We start from the raw sequence: 17,076 nt of genomic DNA on the forward strand, positions 1-17,076 counted from the left end.
CTGCCTTTTGAACAATCTATTGTGTACTTCATTGAATCCAAGTTAGTGAAGAAATCATCGCTTCGATTTCCTCGATTTCAAGCGTCTCGCGTTCTGCGGAGTATGTCAATAGGACTAGCCGTTCCCCGTCTGAATACGCATAGATGCGTAAGAAGATATCTTCTTCTTTCCCGTCTACTGCTAGCAATGCTTCTTTTGTTGAATTACGGCGGACTTCAAGTGCTCCCGTTAGTTCGATGCCGAACTCTTCTACCAACAGATTGATTTCTTGTTCTGCCGCTTCATACGGTGTCAGTTCTTCTGAATCGGACTCATAAATGGATAATTGTAGCGTGCCCATTGCATTTTCGTCTGTTGAATAAAAACTGACGTATGTTTCTTCTTCTTGATATTCAAATACCTTTGGATATTCTAGCGTGATCCAATGATCGACTGTGTACTGTTTCATTTGAATTCCTCCATTCGTTGTATCTCTTCAAAGCGAATACCCGTCACAGCCATACGCTCGAATTGTCGAGCGAGTTGAGCAGAGACGAACATGCGATGTGTTCGCTCATCTCGCATAAGATGATGCGGACATATCGAATCGCTGATTCGTCGCTCTGTCAAAAAATAGACGCGCCGTCTCGGAATCGGACGGAATACATCCGTCGTATGTAAATGTTCGATCCGACTGACAGATAAGAGATTGAGAAGATAGTACGGAACCACTCCGTCCTTCGTCTCAAGATGTACTTTGAGACATTGTACAGAAAAGGGCGCATATGCTGCAATGACTCGCTGCACACGTTCCGAGACGAGCGGCAGATCGAATGTGTTCGGAAGGACATCCGGTAGCAAATCCGCATCTTGATTGATGGAAAAAGCAAGTACACCTACGTTATGGAACCACTCTCCTATCAATAAGCGATGACGATCGAATTGGTGATGACAAATTGCTTCCCATCCTTTTCCCATCGGCTGTTCGCTCCAAACTCTTACTTCATTCACCAGACACTCTCTCCTCTACCCAACTTTACCCATATTACAAATCAAGATTACCAGTGTAAACGATTAACTAGTATTATTGTACACTGAATCTCAAAAGAAATTGCCTTTTTTCATAAAAGTTATGGAAATGCTCTCTTTGCTATGCTACTATATTTCATGTAGCCAATACGCGGGTGTAGTTTAATGGTAAAACCTCAGCCTTCCAAGCTGATGACGAGAGTTCGATTCTCTTCACCCGCTCCAATTATGACATAACATAGGTCTAGGACCATTTCCCTCTAGAGGGCAGGCGACTCGCGGCGTGCGAGTCGTCTTTTTTATTGGTTCTGCTGATGATTCCAACGAATTTATGGGTATACAACGATATAGATAGAGATTCGTAAAGGAGGATTCGTATGATTCAGATGAAAATGCCTGGCGTGACGATTTATCAAAGTACACTTATGAAAACGACCTCAACATTGATCGAGACGCCTGATTGTCTGATTGTCGTCGATCCTGGCTGGCTTCCTGATGAGATTGCAACGATTCGTCGAGACGTTGAAATCGTGCGTCGTGAACGACCATTATATGTCGTCTATACGCATGCTCATTTTGATCATATTTTAGGTGCTTACGCCTTTACGGATGCCATCGTCATCGCTTCTAAACCGTTCATCGATGTCGATCGACAAGAAGCGCTCAAAGCCGTTCAAGACTTTAACGATGAATTTTACATCGACTCCCCCGTGCTATTTCCAGATGTGACGCATGTGATCCATGAGTCTGAAACGATTTTGACGATTGGACAGACGAAGCTGATCTTCTTTATGACGCCCGGTCATGAAGCGACTCACCTTTCCTTCATCGTCATGCCACTTCACTTGTTAGTCTGCGGTGATTATGCTTCCGATGTTGAAATCCCTTTGATTGAACACGATTCCTCTGAATATTTGACGACACTCGAACTACTCGAGTCGTTCATTTATGAATATGAAGTCAAACTCTTGATTCCCGGACACGGTCACATTTGCGATGTCCGAACAGAGATGATTGAACGACTTCATCAGAGCTATGATTATATCCTCGCGCTCCGTGCCGGAAAAGAATCTGACTGGGCACCATCCTGGCAAACGACTCCGTTCATGAAACGTCTGCACGAAAAAAATAAGCGACAAGTCAAACAAGAACACGAGGAACGATTAGCACGGCGTCACTACGATTAACTTTCATCAACCAAAAGACTCGGTCGCTAAATCGGCGACCGAGTCTTTTATGATTATCCAAGTAATGTGACGAGTAACGCTTTTTGTGCATGGAGACGATTCTCGGCTTGATCGAAGATGACAGATTGCTTGCCATCGATGACCTCTGCCGTGACTTCCTCCCCACGGTGTGCCGGCAGGCAGTGCAAGAAAATGGCATCATCATTCGCTTGATTCATGATATCGTCATTGACCTGATATCCTTCAAATGCTTGCAGACGCATCGTCGCTTCTTCCTCTTGACCCATGCTTGCGAAGACATCCGTATACACGACATCCGCACCACTCGCTGCTTCCTTAGGGTCCGTCATGACGATGATATTTCCACCGGTTTCTTTCGCGATGGCTTGTGCCTCATGAACGACTTGTGGATCAGGAGCATAGGCTGCTGGCGCACAAATTCGGACTTCCATTCCACTGAGCGCTCCACCAATCATTAGCGAATGCGCCATATTGTTCCCGTCCCCGATATATGTCAAAATCTTTCCAGCCCGGGTTCCGAATGTCTCTTCGATCGTCAGCAAGTCAGCAAGGACTTGGCACGGATGATGCAAATCCGTCAGTCCGTTAATGATTGGAATCGTGCCATGTGCCGCAAGTGTATCGACGATCTCATGACCGAACGTCCGGATCATGAGGGCATCGACGTAACGGCTCATGACTTGAATCGTATCAGAAAGCGGCTCCCCCCGACCGATTTGCATATCTGCTCCACTCAGTACGATTGGATGCCCGCCGAGTTCGACAACACCCACTTCAAATGATAGGCGTGTCCGCGTCGATGCCTTTTCAAACAATAAGGCAACTTTTTTATGGCTTAATACGTTTTGGTAAACGCTTGGTTGATGCTTGATATCTTTCGCGAGTGCCAATAGCTCCGTCAATGCTTCCGGCGTCAGTTCCGCCATCGTCAAGAAATGTTGCAGTTGTTGCATCGTCTTCATTTTACTTCCTCCTTGATCGGCTCTGTCCATGTATGAAGTGGCTTAACAGCATAAGAGGACTTTTCTACCGCTTGTAGATGATACTGTGCTAGTTCAGGTTCTGTCAGAACTTGTACTCCGGCAGCAAGCGCTGCTTCGCGACTGGTTTTTTCTTCTGTCACGTGTGAATAGAAAATCGCACATTGTGCCCAGTCGATCGTTTCATCTAACGCTACACCTATTCCGAATGCCTCGGTATCTGCTCCAGCAACGATGATGTCTCTTGCGGTCAAATGTCGTTTCGTCGTCTCGTCGAAAATGAAACGCTCCAGTGCCAGTCCGTCTGTCGTCCATTGCAACGTTTCACCTGTCGAACGCATGACAGGGCCTGTTTTCGGATCGACTCCTTGTAGTTTCAGCGTTGAAAAAACAGGGGTCTTGACGGCATGGAAATTAAGTTTCGTCTGTTCTGTTGGTAGTGCGACCGCTTGACCGACAGCAGCTTGGACTGCCCTCTGCAAGATTGGTTGACCCGTTACTTTGGCGACGATCGGTAACGTGCGGGAGGCACGCGGATTGATTTCTAGCACGTAGACCTGATCGTCATGCAAGACGAATTGGATATTGTACGCTCCTTTATAATCCATCCGTTGCCCGATCATCTGTGCAATTCGTTCTACTTCGCTCTGAACGGTAGCGCTGAGCGATACAGGTGGTAGAATCATCGTCGAATCTCCAGAGTGAACTCCTGCCCGTTCCAATTGCTCCATCAAAATCGGAACGTACGTCGTTGTTCCATCCGTAATGCAATCGACTTCGATTTCCTTTCCTTGGAGGTAGGCATCCACGAGGACAGGGAATGCTAATTCGGAAACGATCGTCTCTAATTGCTCTTGATCGTGGATGATATGCATCCCCTTACCTCCGATGACATAGGAAGGACGAATCATGACCGGGTAACCGATCGTTGTTGCGACTTCTATCATTTGTTCGTGCGTCGCCACTTCTTGTCCCGGAATACGATCGATACCAATGTCATCTAAAAATTGATAGAACCGCTCACGGTCTTCCATTTGATCGATGACAGCTGCCGTCGTTCCGAGAAGATGATAACCGGCTTTCTCCAAACCAGACGCCAGCGCAATCCCTGTTTGTCCTCCGAACTGGACTAAAACGTCTTCGCAATCCTCTGCTTCTAGCACATGCATGACGTCTTCGAGTGTCAACGGCTCGACATACAGGCGATCTGCGACTTCGAAGTCGGTCGAGACGGTCTCCGGATTATTGTTGATCATGATCGTTTCATAACCGGATGCTTGTAGTGCACGTACCGCGTGAACGGAACAATAATCAAATTCGATTCCTTGACCGATCCGAATGGGTCCCGCACCGATGACAGCGACTTTCTTTTTCGTCGATGCAGTGACTTCCGTTTGACCACTCCAGTTTCCGTAGAAGTAAGGAGTTGCACTCTTGAACTCTCCTGCACATGTATCAATCATATGATAGACAGGAAGGATGCCTTTCTCTTTACGTAAGTGCTCGATGTCTACAGCACCGACACCCGTCAGAAAGGCAATTTGTTCGTCCGTGAAGCCCATCATTTTTGTCTGTTTTAAAGAACTTTCATTCGATAAATCAATTTTTTGTTGTTGATCGACGAGGCGCTGGAGTATTTTGACGAATAAAGCTTGTACTTTCGTCTGCTCGACGAGTTCTTCGACGGTCGTTTCCTGACGATCTAGTAGTGCTAACATCGCGAGCAGACGACGGTCCGTCGGCACTTTTATTTCTTTCCACAATACGCCAGCCTCCGCTGTTTTCATCCATGTCGGATAAAGAGGCGATTGCTCGACTCCTGCACCACGCCACGCCTTTTGTAACGCTTCTTCCAACGTCTTCCCCATCGCCATACTTTCACCGGTCGCCTTCATTTGTGTACCAAGTGTCCGGTTACTGTCAGTAAATAGATCGAACGGGAAACAAGGCACTTTTGCCGTGATATAATCCATCGTCGGTTCGAAGCTCGCCATCGTCTCCTTCGTGACAGGATTGATACAGTCGTCGAGTCGCTCACCGAGTGCAAGACGCGTCGCTAATTTCGCAATCGGGTACCCCGTCGCTTTGGAAGCAAGTGCTGAAGAGCGACTGACACGCGGATTGACTTCAATGACGAAGTAGCGTTCTTCCGTCGGGTGGATCGCAAACTGGATGTTGCATCCACCGATGACACCGAGGTGCGACACGATTTTACGCGCTTCCGTCCGCAATTGCTGATTCATTCGATCCGAAATCGATTGAATCGGTGCAAAGACGACAGAGTCTCCGGTATGGACACCGACGGGATCAATGTTTTCCATGTTACAGACGATGATCGTCGTATCTGCACTGTCACGCATGACTTCATATTCGACTTCTTTATAACCAGCAATACTCACTTCAACCAAACACTGTGAAATCGGACTTGCTTGTAAGCCGTTTTGCGCTAGCAGACGTGCTTCGTCCTTTGTCAGCGCAATTCCACCGCCCGTTCCCCCGAGCGTAAAGGCTGGTCGGATGACGAGTGGGACACCATGTACTGCCATGAATTCTTCAAGCTCTGCTAACGATTCGATCGTTTGACTTTCCGGGAGCGGTTGCGCGAGCTCGATCATCTTTTGCTTGAATCGTTCGCGATCTTCTCCGTCTCGGATCGTCTCAAGCGATGTCCCTAGGAGTTCGACACCGTATTGCTCAAGTACTCCTGCTTCTTCGAGTGACATTGCAAGATTGAGTGCCGTTTGTCCGCCGACCGTCGCTAGGAGATGGGACGGTCGATCTTGTTTGATGATAGCTGTTGCTTTTTCAAGAGTCATCGCCTCAATGTAGACATGATCTGCCGTGCTCGGATCCGTCATGATAGTAGCCGGATTCGAATTCATTAAGATGACCTCGCATCCCGCTTCTCGAAGCGCCTGACAGGCTTGTGTGCCGGAATAATCAAATTCTGCTGCTTGTCCGATGACGATCGGACCCGAACCGATGACGAGTACTTTCTGTTTATCCCACATATGCTACCTCCTGATGTAATACGGTATTTACGAATTGATCGAAGACGACCATCGCCTCTGTCGGTCCTGGACTCGCTTCTGGGTGAAACTGGACTGTCATGATCGGTAGAGCCGGATGAATCAATCCTTCAACGGATCCATCATTGATGTGTTCATACGCAAGTTCCATCTCAGACGCTTCGATGCTTTTAACATCAACGGCATAACCATGATTCTGAGACGTCATGAATACTTGTCCGGATGCTAGATGACGTACAGGATGATTCGCTCCTCGGTGTCCATGATGTTGTTTTAATAAGGTACAACCGAACGCATGAGCGAGAACTTGGTGTCCCATACAAATACCAAGTGTCGGATAGCTCGTCGACAGTTCACGGATTTCTGAAAGGAATGGATCTAATTGCGTCGGATCACCAGGTCCATTGGAAAACAGCAGACCGTCTGGTGCCAGTGCTTGAATCCGTTCCGGTGTCGTATCGTATGGCACGACCGTCACACGCATATGCCGTTCAAGCAAAGCATCGATCATCGATTGTTTCACACCGTAATCGATACAGACGACATGACCCTCTTCGACTTCTGGAACGTATTCAACGTTTGAAGTCGTCGACACAGAAGCGATGTATGCTGCGTCTACTGACTCCGGTACTGTCATATTCTCCTGCATCATGTCTCCAAATTGGTCGCCCTCTGTCCGTAATAGATGTACAAGGGAACGCGTATCTACTCCCGACAAAATCGGAATATTCGCTTCGCCTAGCCAGCTTGCGAGTGATGTTCCTTGCCCATCCTCAGCCAAAGTTTGAACGATGACACCAGCGACTTGAATCTGGTTGCTTTCTGACGCCTCCGCTTGAATACCGTATTGACCGATCAACGGATATGTGAAGACAAGAATTTGCCCCTGATAAGATGGATCCGTTAAGACTTCCTGATATCCTGTCATCCCAGTAAAAAAGACGACTTCTCCTTTGACTGGAACTGTTCCTTGCCACGAACCGGTAAACGTCGTTCCGTTCGCAAGCGTTAGTTTTCCGGATTGTTTCATACGATGACCTCCTGTTGACAAACGAGTTGTATTTTTTCGATGGCTTGCGTGAGCTCTTGTTCCGTCACGAACAACGATGGCAACAAGCGAATGACATGAGGACCAGCCGAAACGACAAGAAGACCATTCTCACGTAAGGCGTCAATCAGCGGTGCAACAGGCATCGTACATTCAATACCAATCATCAAGCCACGTCCACGAATAGAACTCACGATCGACTTGGGTAATTTTTTCTCTAATTGTTGACGTAAATATTCACCTTTTTCTTGAATGTCTGCCATGACAGTGTCACTTAACAAGAGGTCAAGTGTTGCTTCTGCAGCTGTCATCGCGAGTGGATTTCCACCAAATGTCGAACCATGCGATCCGGGCGTGAATACTTCTGCTGCCTCTTCCGTTGCGAGTAGCGCACCAACCGCGAGTCCACTTCCAAGTCCTTTCGCAAGGGTGATGATATCCGGTACGAGTGGTGTCTGCTCAAATGCAAAACGTGAACCCGTCCGACCAATTCCGGTTTGCACTTCATCGACGATGATTTTGACATCGTATTGCTGCGCCTTCTTCATCAACGCTTCTAGCCACGCATTGTCAGCGACGACGACCCCACCCTCTCCTTGAATGATTTCGAGCCATACAGCAGCAGTTTGATCCGTAATTGCTGATAGGCTTTCCATCTCGTTAAACGGTAGATGTTTGAATCCATTCACCATCTCCCCGTATCCCGCTTTGATTTTTTCCTGTCCTGTTGCGCCCATCATCGCAAATGTCCGACCATGGAAAGATTGTTTAAACGTGACAACTTCTGTTTTCCCTGTCCATTTTCGAACGAGTTTGTACGCCGCCTCGTTTGCTTCAGCACCACTGTTACAAAAGAAAGCATGACTGAGATGACTGTCTTCCGTCAGTCGCTCGGCGACCCGCTCTTGTGCCGCGATTTGAAACAGATTCGACGTATGCCAAATTCGGTTCAACTGTTCCTCTAGCCGTTGCTGAACATAAGGATGACGGTGCCCTGTGTTGCATACAGCGATTCCCATGATGAAATCAAGATACGTCTTTCCTGTCGCATCTTCTACGATCGATCCTTGTCCTTTGACCAATTCCACATCAGTACGTTGATAAGTGGGTAGTAGTGCACTCATGTAATTCCTCCTTGATTCGTGTCCCTGCAGCTAACGCATTTTTTCCCGATCGAATGACGACCTCTGAAATACCATGCTGAGTGGCCTGCATCATCGCTTCGACCTTCGGAATCATTCCCCCGTAAATTTCTCCCGACGCGATCGCAGCTTCGATAGCTGCAGACGTGATTTCTGATTGATAGTCACCGTTTACTTTTACACCCTCAACATCCGTCAACAATTCAAATCGGTCGACGGACCAAGCCTTCGCGACAGCAATCGCACACGCGTCCCCGTTACTGTTCAATACACCTTGCTCCCCTGTGACAAGGGATGTGACGACCGGCACATAACCATTCGTACTCAACACCGTGAACAATCGCGGATGAATGTGCGTGATCTGACCGACTGCCCCGAGTCCTTTGACTTTTTTACCATGGACGCTTGCGCCGTCTAACCCGCTCATCCCGACGGCAGGAATTCCTGCCTGATTCAATTGCTGGACGATCCCGGATTGGACTTCCCCTGCTAAGATCCGTCGCGCCCCGAGTAACACACCATCCGTCGTCACACGGACACCATCTCGAAACACGGGTTTGATTCCCTCTTGTTCACAGTAACTCGATAGAAGTGGGCCACCCCCATGGACGATCAATAGTTCGTTACCGGTTTCGACCCACGCTTTCCATTCCTCGAAATACCGCGCATCCAATTGCTCCCATACACTACCACCCAGTTTTATGACTTTCCGTTTCGTCATGTCCGGTAACTCGCATTGATTTTGACGTAATCGTACGTCAGGTCACAACCATAGGCGTGTCCTTGTCCTACTCCATCATGCAAATCGATATGAATTCGGACGTCTTGTTGCGCGAGGTCCTGCGATGCGATTGTTTCATCAAATAAAATAGGCATGCTCTGTTGTAACACCCACTGCGAACCAATTTTAATATCAACGTTTGATACATCAAGCGGCTCCTTGATACTTCCGACAGCAGCGATGATTCGTCCCCAGTTCGCATCTTCCCCAAAGATTGCTGTTTTGACGAGAGACGATCCGACGACTTGTTTAGCGACCATCCGCGCTACTTCATCGGTTTGTGTTCCCTTTACCGTCACTTCGATTAACTTCGTCGCACCTTCCCCGTCCCGCGCAATTTGTTTCGCTAAATCTTGACAAACCGTTTCGATGGCCTGTTCGAAGGCCAATTCTTCGTCCGTACCTTCAACGATCGGCGCTCCCCCTGCAGCTCCACTCGCTAAAATCATGACCATGTCATTTGTCGAACTGTCTCCATCTACGGTAATGCAGTTAAACGTCCGATGAATCGTCCGGCGCAATAGTGTCTGTAAGACATCCGGTTCAATCGTTGCATCGGTCGTCAAGAACCCAAGCATCGTCGCCATGTTCGGATGAATCATCCCTGACCCTTTCGCTACACCACATACTGAAATTTGGACATCCCCTTGCATGTATTGTTGACCAGCTGATTTCGTACCGGTATCGGTCGTCAGGATCGCATGGGCGAAATCACTCGCGGCATCCTTGTCATTTGTAGGCATCAGCTGTGGAATACCTGCCAGTAACGTATCAATGGCTAACGGTTGACCGATGATCCCAGTCGAAGCGATGACAACTTGTTCAGGAGCGATCCCGAAATGTGTCGCTAACGCTTGTTGTGATGTATACGCATGTGATAGACCAAGTTCTCCCGTGCAGGCATTCGCGTTCCCGCTGTTGACGAGGACGGCATGAATGCGTCCTTGTGACGCCTGAATCGCTTGCTTCGTCACAGTAATCGGTGCTGCTTGCACCTGATTCGTCGTATAGACAGCTGCGGCACTTGCTCCTTCCTCACACCAAATCAAACCAAGATCCTTTCGCTTTCGCTTTAGCCCCACGTGTACCCCTGATGCTTGAAATCCCTTCGGTGTCGTGATCGTCAATGGGGTCTCTACTTGTACTTGCCACACAGGCGTTCCTCCTCTTTCGTCTCCAAGTGTTTAAATAAAGATCGGTTGTTGGGTCAAACCAGACATTTCATCAAATCCTGCTAGAATGTTGGCATTTTGAACGGCCTGTCCGGCAGCACCTTTTTGCATATTATCGATGACCGAAACGATGGTAACGCGTCCTGTCCGTTCATCCTTATAGACCGTCAAATCACAGTGGTTGCTACCCACGACGGACTTAATCTCCGGATCGCTGTGTTGTACACGTATAAACGGTTCCGTTGCATACTGTTCCGTCAACCAGGATCGCCATTCTGCTTCTGATTGATCAAGGAACGGCTGGACCGTCATGATCGCCATGATGCCTCGATTGATCGGTAATAATTGCGTCGAGAACGTGATCGGATACGATGAACCGGTCCATTCCAAAAGTGCCTGTTCAATTTCTGGAATATGTTGGTGTTGATTTACTTTATATAAACGAACGTTTTCACTGGAATGGACATGATGAGTCTGTGTTGTCAACGTCTTTCCTGCTCCCGTTAGACCAGAAGATGCTTGGATGATGATTTGAGAGGGATCGATTTTTTTCTCTTTTACGAATGGTGCTAGTCCAAGAAGGACCGCTGTCGCATAACAACCGGGATTCGCAATCCATCTGCTCGTTTTGATTGCTTGACGATTCCATTCCGGTAAACCATACGTCGCTTTTTGTTGTAACTGGGCATCAATTGGTTCCTTATCATACCAAGCTTCATACGATTCAGACGGTAGTCGTAAATCACCACTTAAATCGATAACGTAACCGGACCAATTTTGAAGTTGTTCTAAGTATTGTTTCGAGACTCCACTCGGTGTCGCTAAGAACACTATGTCTGTCTCTGTTTCCGTTAAATGTTCTTCGGAAAAGGAAGATAATAATGAATACGTTTTTTTATTCATGAATGGGAATAACTCATTCATCGATTGTCCTGCCATCGAATCACTCATCAAACAAACGATCTCAAATGAAGGATGTGCTTCTAATAGCCTTAATAGTTCAATTCCGGTGTATCCTGTTACTCCGATGATGGTACATTTCATAACTGTACGCTCCCCTTCAAAGAATGTTATACCGATTTAAACATATGTATATTTATACTGTCAATTGAATTTTTATTAGTTTTTATGCAAAAAAGAAGCGTTGAAGTGATTGTCTTCTATAAGACAGCCCCTTCAACACTTCTTTTATATCCACTCATTTAACGCTTTTCAGCACGTTGTGCTACGAGATGATCGATCCCAAATACGCCTGCACCCATGATCGCAACGACTACCACAAAAATCATTGTAAACATATGTACCCTCCTCATCGTTCACAAAAATGTCATCTGATACTTCCTATTGTGCAAGATTTAAAGAAAAAAAGAAAGCGTTTACGACAAAAAATCGTCACATTTATGCTCTTTTCTAATTCATTGGCGAATCTCTTATAGTTGACGCCAATGTTATTATTCGTTAAGATTACGTTTGTTCATTGCTTTCATGCATAAAAGCGTGTTAGCGATAGAGGACTATCATCTATCCATATTCTTTTAAGGAGGTGGAAGCATGCGCATGTCATTCCGTGAATCCGCAGCTATCCTAGGAATCAGCATCATCATCTTATTGTCCGCGTTATTCGGTGCCAAAGCCGAACCGCATCTTGCCATCTTGTCCAGTCTTATTTTCGTCTCAGGATATGCCGTTTACCGCGGTTTCAAATTCGATGACGTCGAACACCATATGATTCAAGGTATTCGGGAAGCAATTAAACCAATCTTAATCATGTTACTCGTCGGTATGACGATTGCGGTCTGGATGATGAGTGGCGCAGTGCCGACCCTTCTTCATTTTGGTTTATCTACACTTTCGGCGACTTGGTTCGCTCCAAGTGCGCTTCTGATCGCGATGGTCGTTTCGACCTTTACGGGTAGTTCGTTTACAACAATCGGTACAGTCGGTGTTGCCTTAATGGGAATCGCGATTGCATTAGGCGTCAATCCGGCACTTGCAGCAGGAGCGATCATCAGTGGTGCGTGTTTCGGAGATAAGATGTCACCTTTGTCAGATACGACGAACTTTGCACCGGGAATCGTCAACGTTACCGTATTTGATCATATTCGTTTCATGATGGGAACGACGATTCCTGCTATCACGATTACGTTCATCTTATTCTTCATCTTTGGACGTAGTAGTGGCACGGTCGATTCATCTGCTGTTCAAACGACACAAGAGGAATTAGCCCGCTTGTTCCATCTATCACCATGGACGCTACTTTCTCCTTTACTTGTCATGGTTCTAGCATTGCGTAAGATGCCGGTCATCCCGACACTTGTAGCTGGTGTCTTAAGTGGTCTATTGTTAACAGGTCTCGTTCAAGGAAATTGGGACGTTTCAAATTGGATGGCCGTCATTCAAAACGGTTTAAAACTAGAATCTTCTAGTAAAACCGTCGCAGCAATCATCAGTAAGGGTGGCTTGCAATCAATGATGTGGTCCGTTTCCCTCGTCATGCTCGCACTCGCTTTCGGTGGTGTTTTACGCGGCATCGGTGTCATCGATGTCATCATTGAACGGACCGTTTCACGACTCAAACGCGATGGAAGTATCATCTCTGCTGTTGCCTTATCTTCCATCGGTGTCAACGTGATGGCTGGAGAACAGTACTTGTCGATTTTATTGCCAGGACAAGCATTTAAACGGGTTTTTGAAGAACGTCAGATTGATCCACGTTTCCTTTCTCGTTCACTAGAGGATGGAGGAACACTCGTCAATCCACTCATTCCGTGGGGAGTTTCCGGAGCATTCTTCGCTTCAACACTAGGTGTTCCGGTAACGGAATACATCCCGTTCGCATTCTTTTTACTTCTTTCACCATTGTTTACGTTCTTACTTGCTTTTCTTCGTCCGACTAAAGTCGAAACGAAACAGTCCCTCGCTTCTTAAGTCTATTTCATATTAAAGGTCCGATATGACATATCGGATCTTTTTTTCTGCCACTATCGCTTTTATTTCCAGTTAATTACGTCCGAATTACGACGAAAACGGCTTGGAATCACGTTTTTTTAAAGAATTATGTGTAAAGATGAAACGAACTGGGAATATACCAAACATAAGAATAAAAATTACAGAGAATGATAGAGAAAGAGTACGTTCCTGTTCGATCGAGGAACGACTTCGATGTAATTGTGGGAGGAGTTAATATGATCAAACGTGGTACGCTGGAGCGACTTGATGGTAAATATGCCGTTCTACTGTGGGAAAATGGTTCAAGCTTCATTCCACGACGTTATTTACCACCTGAAGCAAGATTAGGCGATACAATTATTTTTGACGGTACGACTTATACGATAGATGTCAGCAATTCATCACCCTCTTCCTTTCAAACGTTTTCGTTTCGGCAAATGGGCTGATGATCGATAAAAAGCCATTCGGCATCATGCATCGACTATAGAGAAAAATTTCTCTCATCAGTCCTTCATGAAACGAATGGCTTTTTCGCTTTAACGACGAACATATAGGGAATGGTGACTACACGACGGACAAGGGTACTGATGGACATCAGATATTTCGATTCGTTCTAATATTGTTTGATCGTTTGGACACACATACTGTGGCTGTACGACATCCAATTGCAAAAATAAAGCACACCAAAATCGATTTGAAAACTGGTGACATGTTGGACAATGATATAAGTCTAATTGGTACGGTACCCAATCATCCGCTACTTCTGCTTGATGTAGCTGATAGTATTGGATTAAACGAAAACGATTCCAGTCGTCCACATACGTCCGCTGTAAGACCGGTTCATGCATCGACGGTACGAACCAAAGCGGCAGACCTGTCATGAACGCTTCAACTCCTTGCGTCAAGACAGCAGGAAACGTCGGCCACCCATCTAGTTGACCGAGTTGAAATGTTTGTTGAAAGGAGCAGTTGTCGCATAGGAGTTCCATTGTCATCCTCCTGTTCGTTTCACCATCTCTTTTAACATCTGTTCCGTCACAGGACCGACATGTTTTGCAAGAATCGTTCCTTTACGATCTAATACGTAGGTTGCGGGCATTGCTACGAGACGATAGGCGTCTTCTGAATTTCCTGTTCGATCATACAACACGGAATATTCAACAGGTGTCTGCTTCAGAAAATCGGCAACATCTGAAACACGCCGCTCCGATGTCGTGACGTTGATGCCATAAACAGGTATATTCGTATGTCGTGCAAAGGCATTTAGTTCTGGAATTTCTTGTTTGCAAGGTGGACACCACGTCGCCCAAAAATTAATAACAAAGACATCATGATTAATTTCGTCTAGATCGATTGTTTTTCCTTCTTGACGCAAGGATAGATTCGGGGCTTTCATCCCTACCTCTAGACCACCTTGCGATGCTTGTTTTTGTTGTTGTTCTACTTTCTTTTGCTTCGCATCGTATGTTTGATAACCTTGATAGGCAATGCCGATGATAGCGATCGCTAGGATCAGATAGATCAACATTTTTTTCACATCTAATCCCCTCCTTCTTCGTTAAGTGTAGCAGACTTCCTCTTTTCGACCGTCTTCTTTTATCAACAAAAAAGCGAACTCTTCTGTTTTGTAAACAGAAAAGAGTTCGCCTCATTTTATTTAGATACGCTCTTTAAATGATTAGTTAAAACGTGGTAATTGTTTTTTGACTTGACGGTTATCTTTGACGCTACCGACTGCCTCGGTTCCGCCTAAGGCCTCATTCAAGGATGTCTTCCCTTCCTTGACTTCTAGACGTCGATTGAATACTGACCGATTATCAACGGAAGCAACGAGAATCGATGCGACATCTGTTTCCGAAATCGTTGCATCCTTTGTATCTTTCAAATCTTCATCTGCCTCAATCAAACCGCGCCCTTCACCAGTCGTGATGGCAACGGGACAAATAATCGTATACGTCAAACCGCTATGTTCAATCTGCTCTTCAGCCGCATTCTTAGCAGCATAGAACGGATAGACATCCTTTTTAAATTGCTCAGGTCGATCAGCACCGTACGCACTTAATAGTACGAAATGACGTACACGCGCTTTTTTAGCTGCATCGATCGTTTTTAAGGCAACTGTCCGATCCAGCAGTTCAATTTCCGTTGCTTCGCCGTCTACTCCTGCGGTCGCCGCACAAATGACTGCATCCTGTCCTGCGACTCCATGTTCAATGACTTTTTCGAGTTCTGTTTCAATATCGACGTAATGTGCCTTGACACCGAGTTTTTCGAATCGTTCCACCAGATGTTCGTGACGAACGATGACCGTGACCTGATGACCCTTGGCAAGCGATTTGACGACGCGCGCTCCAATCGTACCGGATGCACCTACAACTAGTACTTTCATATGGGGGGTCCCTCCTCGATAAGTTAGTCACCTTCGTGGAATGTCATGATGTCATGTCCAAAAATCGTTACTTTCGGAGATGACCTAACACGATCCACCAAAGGAGCAACGTACATCAATTTATACCCGCAATGACCGGAAGGAAACCCCTCCCCTTTAGTTCTTCAAGGTACCATAAAACGTCGTATCGAGACGATCACGTAGTTCTTGCAGTGCCTTCTCATTCGGTAAGTCATAGAAAATACCATTCAATCGCTGACTGACGGCTTCAATTTCATAGTGTTTCCGTTCTGACATCAAGGCGATCGATAAACCTGCTGTTGCCATCTCACGAACACTTAAATCGAGGTTCATCTCTTCTTTCATATACGTGTGCGCTGCCGGAATTTTCGACCATCCAGTTGGCTTCAACAAGTCCGTCGCGACGGCTTGGATGACTTCCGACTGACGATTGGCGCGTGCCCCGTCATTGTCCGTTTTACGGTGTCTCGAATAGGCAAGTGCCATTGCACCATCCATATGGTATTCCTTTCCTTTCTGGAATGAATACTGATTTGCTTTCCCACTCGCATCCTGCTCGGAGAACGTTCCTGTCGATACAAGATCGATTCCGCCGATTTGATCAACTAATCCGATGAAACTATCGAAGGAGATGACGATCTTTCCATCGATGTCTTCATCGAGTAGACCAGAAACGGCATCTTGTGTACATTCTTCTCCACCGAAGGCAAAAGCATGTGTGATTTTATCTTTCTTTCCATTCTCACAGGAAATCGGTGTATACGTGTCCCGAGGAATCGATGTCAACTGAATCGTTCGAGAAAGTGGAATGAATTGCATAACCGACAGGGAGTCTGAACGTGACCCGCGTAACGATTCTCCAGGTCGTGCGTCACTACCGATCAACAAAAACGTGAAGGGTTGTGAGGCAAAAAGAACGAATGCGATGAGCAACAGCAAAAACAATCCAAGAAGCTTTCGTTTAAAACGACGTTTTTTCTTGATTTTTTTAGGATAGGCTTCTTTTGAAGATACGTCAGGTTTTTTTTGCACGGATTGCTCTGATCGCCCAGTCTTTCTCGAACGTCTCGAGCGTTCTTGATTAGAAAACAATCGCGAGCCTGCGCTCCCGATCATCTGTACGACCTGTTTCAGTATGCTGTTTTTAGAACGACGCGATGTACTTTTTGGGTCCCGTCGTTGCTCTTCAACATATCGATGGTACGTTTCTGTTCCCTGCTGTCCCTTAAGTGGTTCATGAGCAATCGACTCTTCCGACGAAAATGCCTCTTCTTTTGCTTGCTCTTCTAGTTCTAAGCGTCGTCGCTCCAAGCGGGAGCGCTGTGGTTGATGTTCTGCCATTCAGATAC

General features: G+C 46.4%; 16 protein-coding genes and 1 tRNA gene. 4 read left to right on the top strand and 13 right to left on the bottom strand.

Annotated elements, in window-relative coordinates; all coding sequences use genetic code 11:
• Positions 1 to 28 precede the first annotated feature (28 nt).
• Both Q7C19_RS14240 and Q7C19_RS14245 read right to left on the bottom strand, forming a co-directional pair.
• Positions 29 to 448, bottom strand: coding sequence for a hypothetical protein (locus Q7C19_RS14240; RefSeq protein WP_023467229.1), 420 nt, complete (start codon positions 446 to 448; stop codon positions 29 to 31).
• Positions 445 to 990, bottom strand: coding sequence for an imm11 family protein (locus Q7C19_RS14245; RefSeq protein WP_231496925.1), 546 nt, complete (start codon positions 988 to 990; stop codon positions 445 to 447). Before Q7C19_RS14245 ends, Q7C19_RS14240 begins: the two co-directional genes overlap by 4 nt.
• Positions 991 to 1,159: 169 nt before the next feature.
• Between Q7C19_RS14245 and Q7C19_RS14250 the strand changes: the two genes are divergently transcribed.
• A tRNA-Gly gene (locus tag Q7C19_RS14250) sits at positions 1,160 to 1,233 on the top strand.
• 152 nt (positions 1,234 to 1,385) lie between these two features.
• The gene (locus Q7C19_RS14255) at positions 1,386 to 2,195 is read left to right on the top strand and encodes an MBL fold metallo-hydrolase (protein ID WP_035412567.1); all 810 of its coding nucleotides are present in this window, start codon (positions 1,386 to 1,388) and stop codon (positions 2,193 to 2,195) included.
• 53 nt (positions 2,196 to 2,248) lie between these two features.
• Here the strand turns inward: Q7C19_RS14255 and argF are convergent, their stop codons facing one another.
• Genes argF through argC form a run of 7 tightly spaced genes read right to left on the bottom strand, consistent with a single transcriptional unit; the run spans position 2,249 to position 11,412 of the window.
• Entirely contained in the window at positions 2,249 to 3,178 is a 930-nt protein-coding gene (gene argF, locus Q7C19_RS14260) for an ornithine carbamoyltransferase (protein ID WP_375092357.1), read from the bottom strand.
• Entirely contained in the window at positions 3,175 to 6,207 is a 3,033-nt protein-coding gene (gene carB / locus Q7C19_RS14265; protein WP_375092358.1) for a carbamoyl-phosphate synthase (glutamine-hydrolyzing) large subunit, read from the bottom strand. Before carB ends, argF begins: the two co-directional genes overlap by 4 nt.
• Positions 6,197 to 7,255: a carbamoyl phosphate synthase small subunit gene (locus Q7C19_RS14270; RefSeq protein ID WP_375092359.1), complete on the bottom strand. Its 1,059-nt coding sequence runs from the start codon at positions 7,253 to 7,255 to the stop codon at positions 6,197 to 6,199. Before Q7C19_RS14270 ends, carB begins: the two co-directional genes overlap by 11 nt.
• Positions 7,252 to 8,397: an acetylornithine transaminase gene (locus Q7C19_RS14275; RefSeq protein ID WP_375092360.1), complete on the bottom strand. Its 1,146-nt coding sequence runs from the start codon at positions 8,395 to 8,397 to the stop codon at positions 7,252 to 7,254. The genes Q7C19_RS14270 and Q7C19_RS14275 overlap by 4 nt, the downstream gene beginning before the upstream one ends.
• The gene (argB, locus tag Q7C19_RS14280) at positions 8,363 to 9,136 is read right to left on the bottom strand and encodes an acetylglutamate kinase (protein ID WP_214856452.1); all 774 of its coding nucleotides are present in this window, start codon (positions 9,134 to 9,136) and stop codon (positions 8,363 to 8,365) included. The genes Q7C19_RS14275 and argB overlap by 35 nt, the downstream gene beginning before the upstream one ends.
• The gene (argJ, locus tag Q7C19_RS14285) at positions 9,133 to 10,350 is read right to left on the bottom strand and encodes a bifunctional glutamate N-acetyltransferase/amino-acid acetyltransferase ArgJ (protein ID WP_375092361.1); all 1,218 of its coding nucleotides are present in this window, start codon (positions 10,348 to 10,350) and stop codon (positions 9,133 to 9,135) included. Before argJ ends, argB begins: the two co-directional genes overlap by 4 nt.
• A gap of 30 nt (positions 10,351 to 10,380) precedes the next feature.
• Complete coding sequence (argC, locus tag Q7C19_RS14290) at positions 10,381 to 11,412, bottom strand: N-acetyl-gamma-glutamyl-phosphate reductase (RefSeq protein WP_375092362.1); 1,032 nt, start codon at positions 11,410 to 11,412, stop codon at positions 10,381 to 10,383.
• Between the two features lie 507 nt (positions 11,413 to 11,919).
• Here argC and nhaC point away from each other — a divergent pair.
• A complete protein-coding gene (nhaC, locus tag Q7C19_RS14295; protein WP_313491210.1) occupies positions 11,920 to 13,296 on the top strand; it encodes a Na+/H+ antiporter NhaC in 1,377 nt (458 codons plus the stop codon).
• 257 nt (positions 13,297 to 13,553) lie between these two features.
• Complete coding sequence (locus Q7C19_RS14300; RefSeq protein ID WP_290754005.1) at positions 13,554 to 13,763, top strand: DUF3006 domain-containing protein; 210 nt, start codon at positions 13,554 to 13,556, stop codon at positions 13,761 to 13,763.
• Between the two features lie 90 nt (positions 13,764 to 13,853).
• Here Q7C19_RS14300 and Q7C19_RS14305 read toward each other — a convergent pair whose 3' ends face one another.
• From Q7C19_RS14305 to Q7C19_RS14320, 4 genes are all read right to left on the bottom strand, one after another.
• Positions 13,854 to 14,306 carry a hypothetical protein gene (locus Q7C19_RS14305; protein ID WP_035412539.1) on the bottom strand — a complete coding sequence of 151 codons (453 nt, stop codon included), beginning with the start codon at positions 14,304 to 14,306 and terminating at the stop codon, positions 13,854 to 13,856.
• Positions 14,307 to 14,308: 2 nt separating this feature from the next.
• A complete protein-coding gene (locus Q7C19_RS14310) occupies positions 14,309 to 14,845 on the bottom strand; it encodes a TlpA family protein disulfide reductase (protein ID WP_231496927.1) in 537 nt (178 codons plus the stop codon).
• A gap of 150 nt (positions 14,846 to 14,995) precedes the next feature.
• Positions 14,996 to 15,706 (bottom strand): NAD(P)H-binding protein, encoded by a 711-nt coding sequence (locus Q7C19_RS14315; protein WP_035412533.1) that lies wholly within the window; start codon positions 15,704 to 15,706, stop codon positions 14,996 to 14,998.
• A gap of 156 nt (positions 15,707 to 15,862) precedes the next feature.
• Complete coding sequence (locus Q7C19_RS14320; RefSeq protein WP_375092363.1) at positions 15,863 to 17,068, bottom strand: LCP family protein; 1,206 nt, start codon at positions 17,066 to 17,068, stop codon at positions 15,863 to 15,865.
• Positions 17,069 to 17,076: the final 8 nt, after the last annotated feature.

It is taken from the genome of Exiguobacterium sp. PHA03 (genome assembly GCF_041945985.1).
In the GTDB taxonomy this organism is placed as follows: domain Bacteria; phylum Bacillota; class Bacilli; order Exiguobacteriales; family Exiguobacteriaceae; genus Exiguobacterium_A.

What these genes read in the sequence shown, in the direction of transcription:
- Q7C19_RS14240 (WP_023467229.1), bottom strand. Translation starts at nt 448, where the DNA reads ATGAAACAGTACACAGTCGATCATTGGATCACGCTAGAATATCCAAAG.
- Q7C19_RS14255 (WP_035412567.1), top strand. Translation starts at nt 1,386, where the DNA reads ATGATTCAGATGAAAATGCCTGGCGTGACGATTTATCAAAGTACACTT.
- argF (WP_375092357.1), bottom strand. Translation starts at nt 3,178, where the DNA reads ATGAAGACGATGCAACAACTGCAACATTTCTTGACGATGGCGGAACTG.
- carB (WP_375092358.1), bottom strand. Translation starts at nt 6,207, where the DNA reads ATGTGGGATAAACAGAAAGTACTCGTCATCGGTTCGGGTCCGATCGTC.
- Q7C19_RS14270 (WP_375092359.1), bottom strand. Translation starts at nt 7,255, where the DNA reads ATGAAACAATCCGGAAAACTAACGCTTGCGAACGGAACGACGTTTACC.
- Q7C19_RS14275 (WP_375092360.1), bottom strand. Translation starts at nt 8,397, where the DNA reads ATGAGTGCACTACTACCCACTTATCAACGTACTGATGTGGAATTGGTC.
- argB (WP_214856452.1), bottom strand. Translation starts at nt 9,136, where the DNA reads ATGACGAAACGGAAAGTCATAAAACTGGGTGGTAGTGTATGGGAGCAA.
- argC (WP_375092362.1), bottom strand. Translation starts at nt 11,412, where the DNA reads ATGAAATGTACCATCATCGGAGTAACAGGATACACCGGAATTGAACTA.
- nhaC (WP_313491210.1), top strand. Translation starts at nt 11,920, where the DNA reads ATGCGCATGTCATTCCGTGAATCCGCAGCTATCCTAGGAATCAGCATC.
- Q7C19_RS14300 (WP_290754005.1), top strand. Translation starts at nt 13,554, where the DNA reads ATGATCAAACGTGGTACGCTGGAGCGACTTGATGGTAAATATGCCGTT.
- Q7C19_RS14305 (WP_035412539.1), bottom strand. Translation starts at nt 14,306, where the DNA reads ATGGAACTCCTATGCGACAACTGCTCCTTTCAACAAACATTTCAACTC.
- Q7C19_RS14310 (WP_231496927.1), bottom strand. Translation starts at nt 14,845, where the DNA reads ATGTTGATCTATCTGATCCTAGCGATCGCTATCATCGGCATTGCCTAT.
- Q7C19_RS14315 (WP_035412533.1), bottom strand. Translation starts at nt 15,706, where the DNA reads ATGAAAGTACTAGTTGTAGGTGCATCCGGTACGATTGGAGCGCGCGTC.
- Q7C19_RS14320 (WP_375092363.1), bottom strand. Translation starts at nt 17,068, where the DNA reads ATGGCAGAACATCAACCACAGCGCTCCCGCTTGGAGCGACGACGCTTA.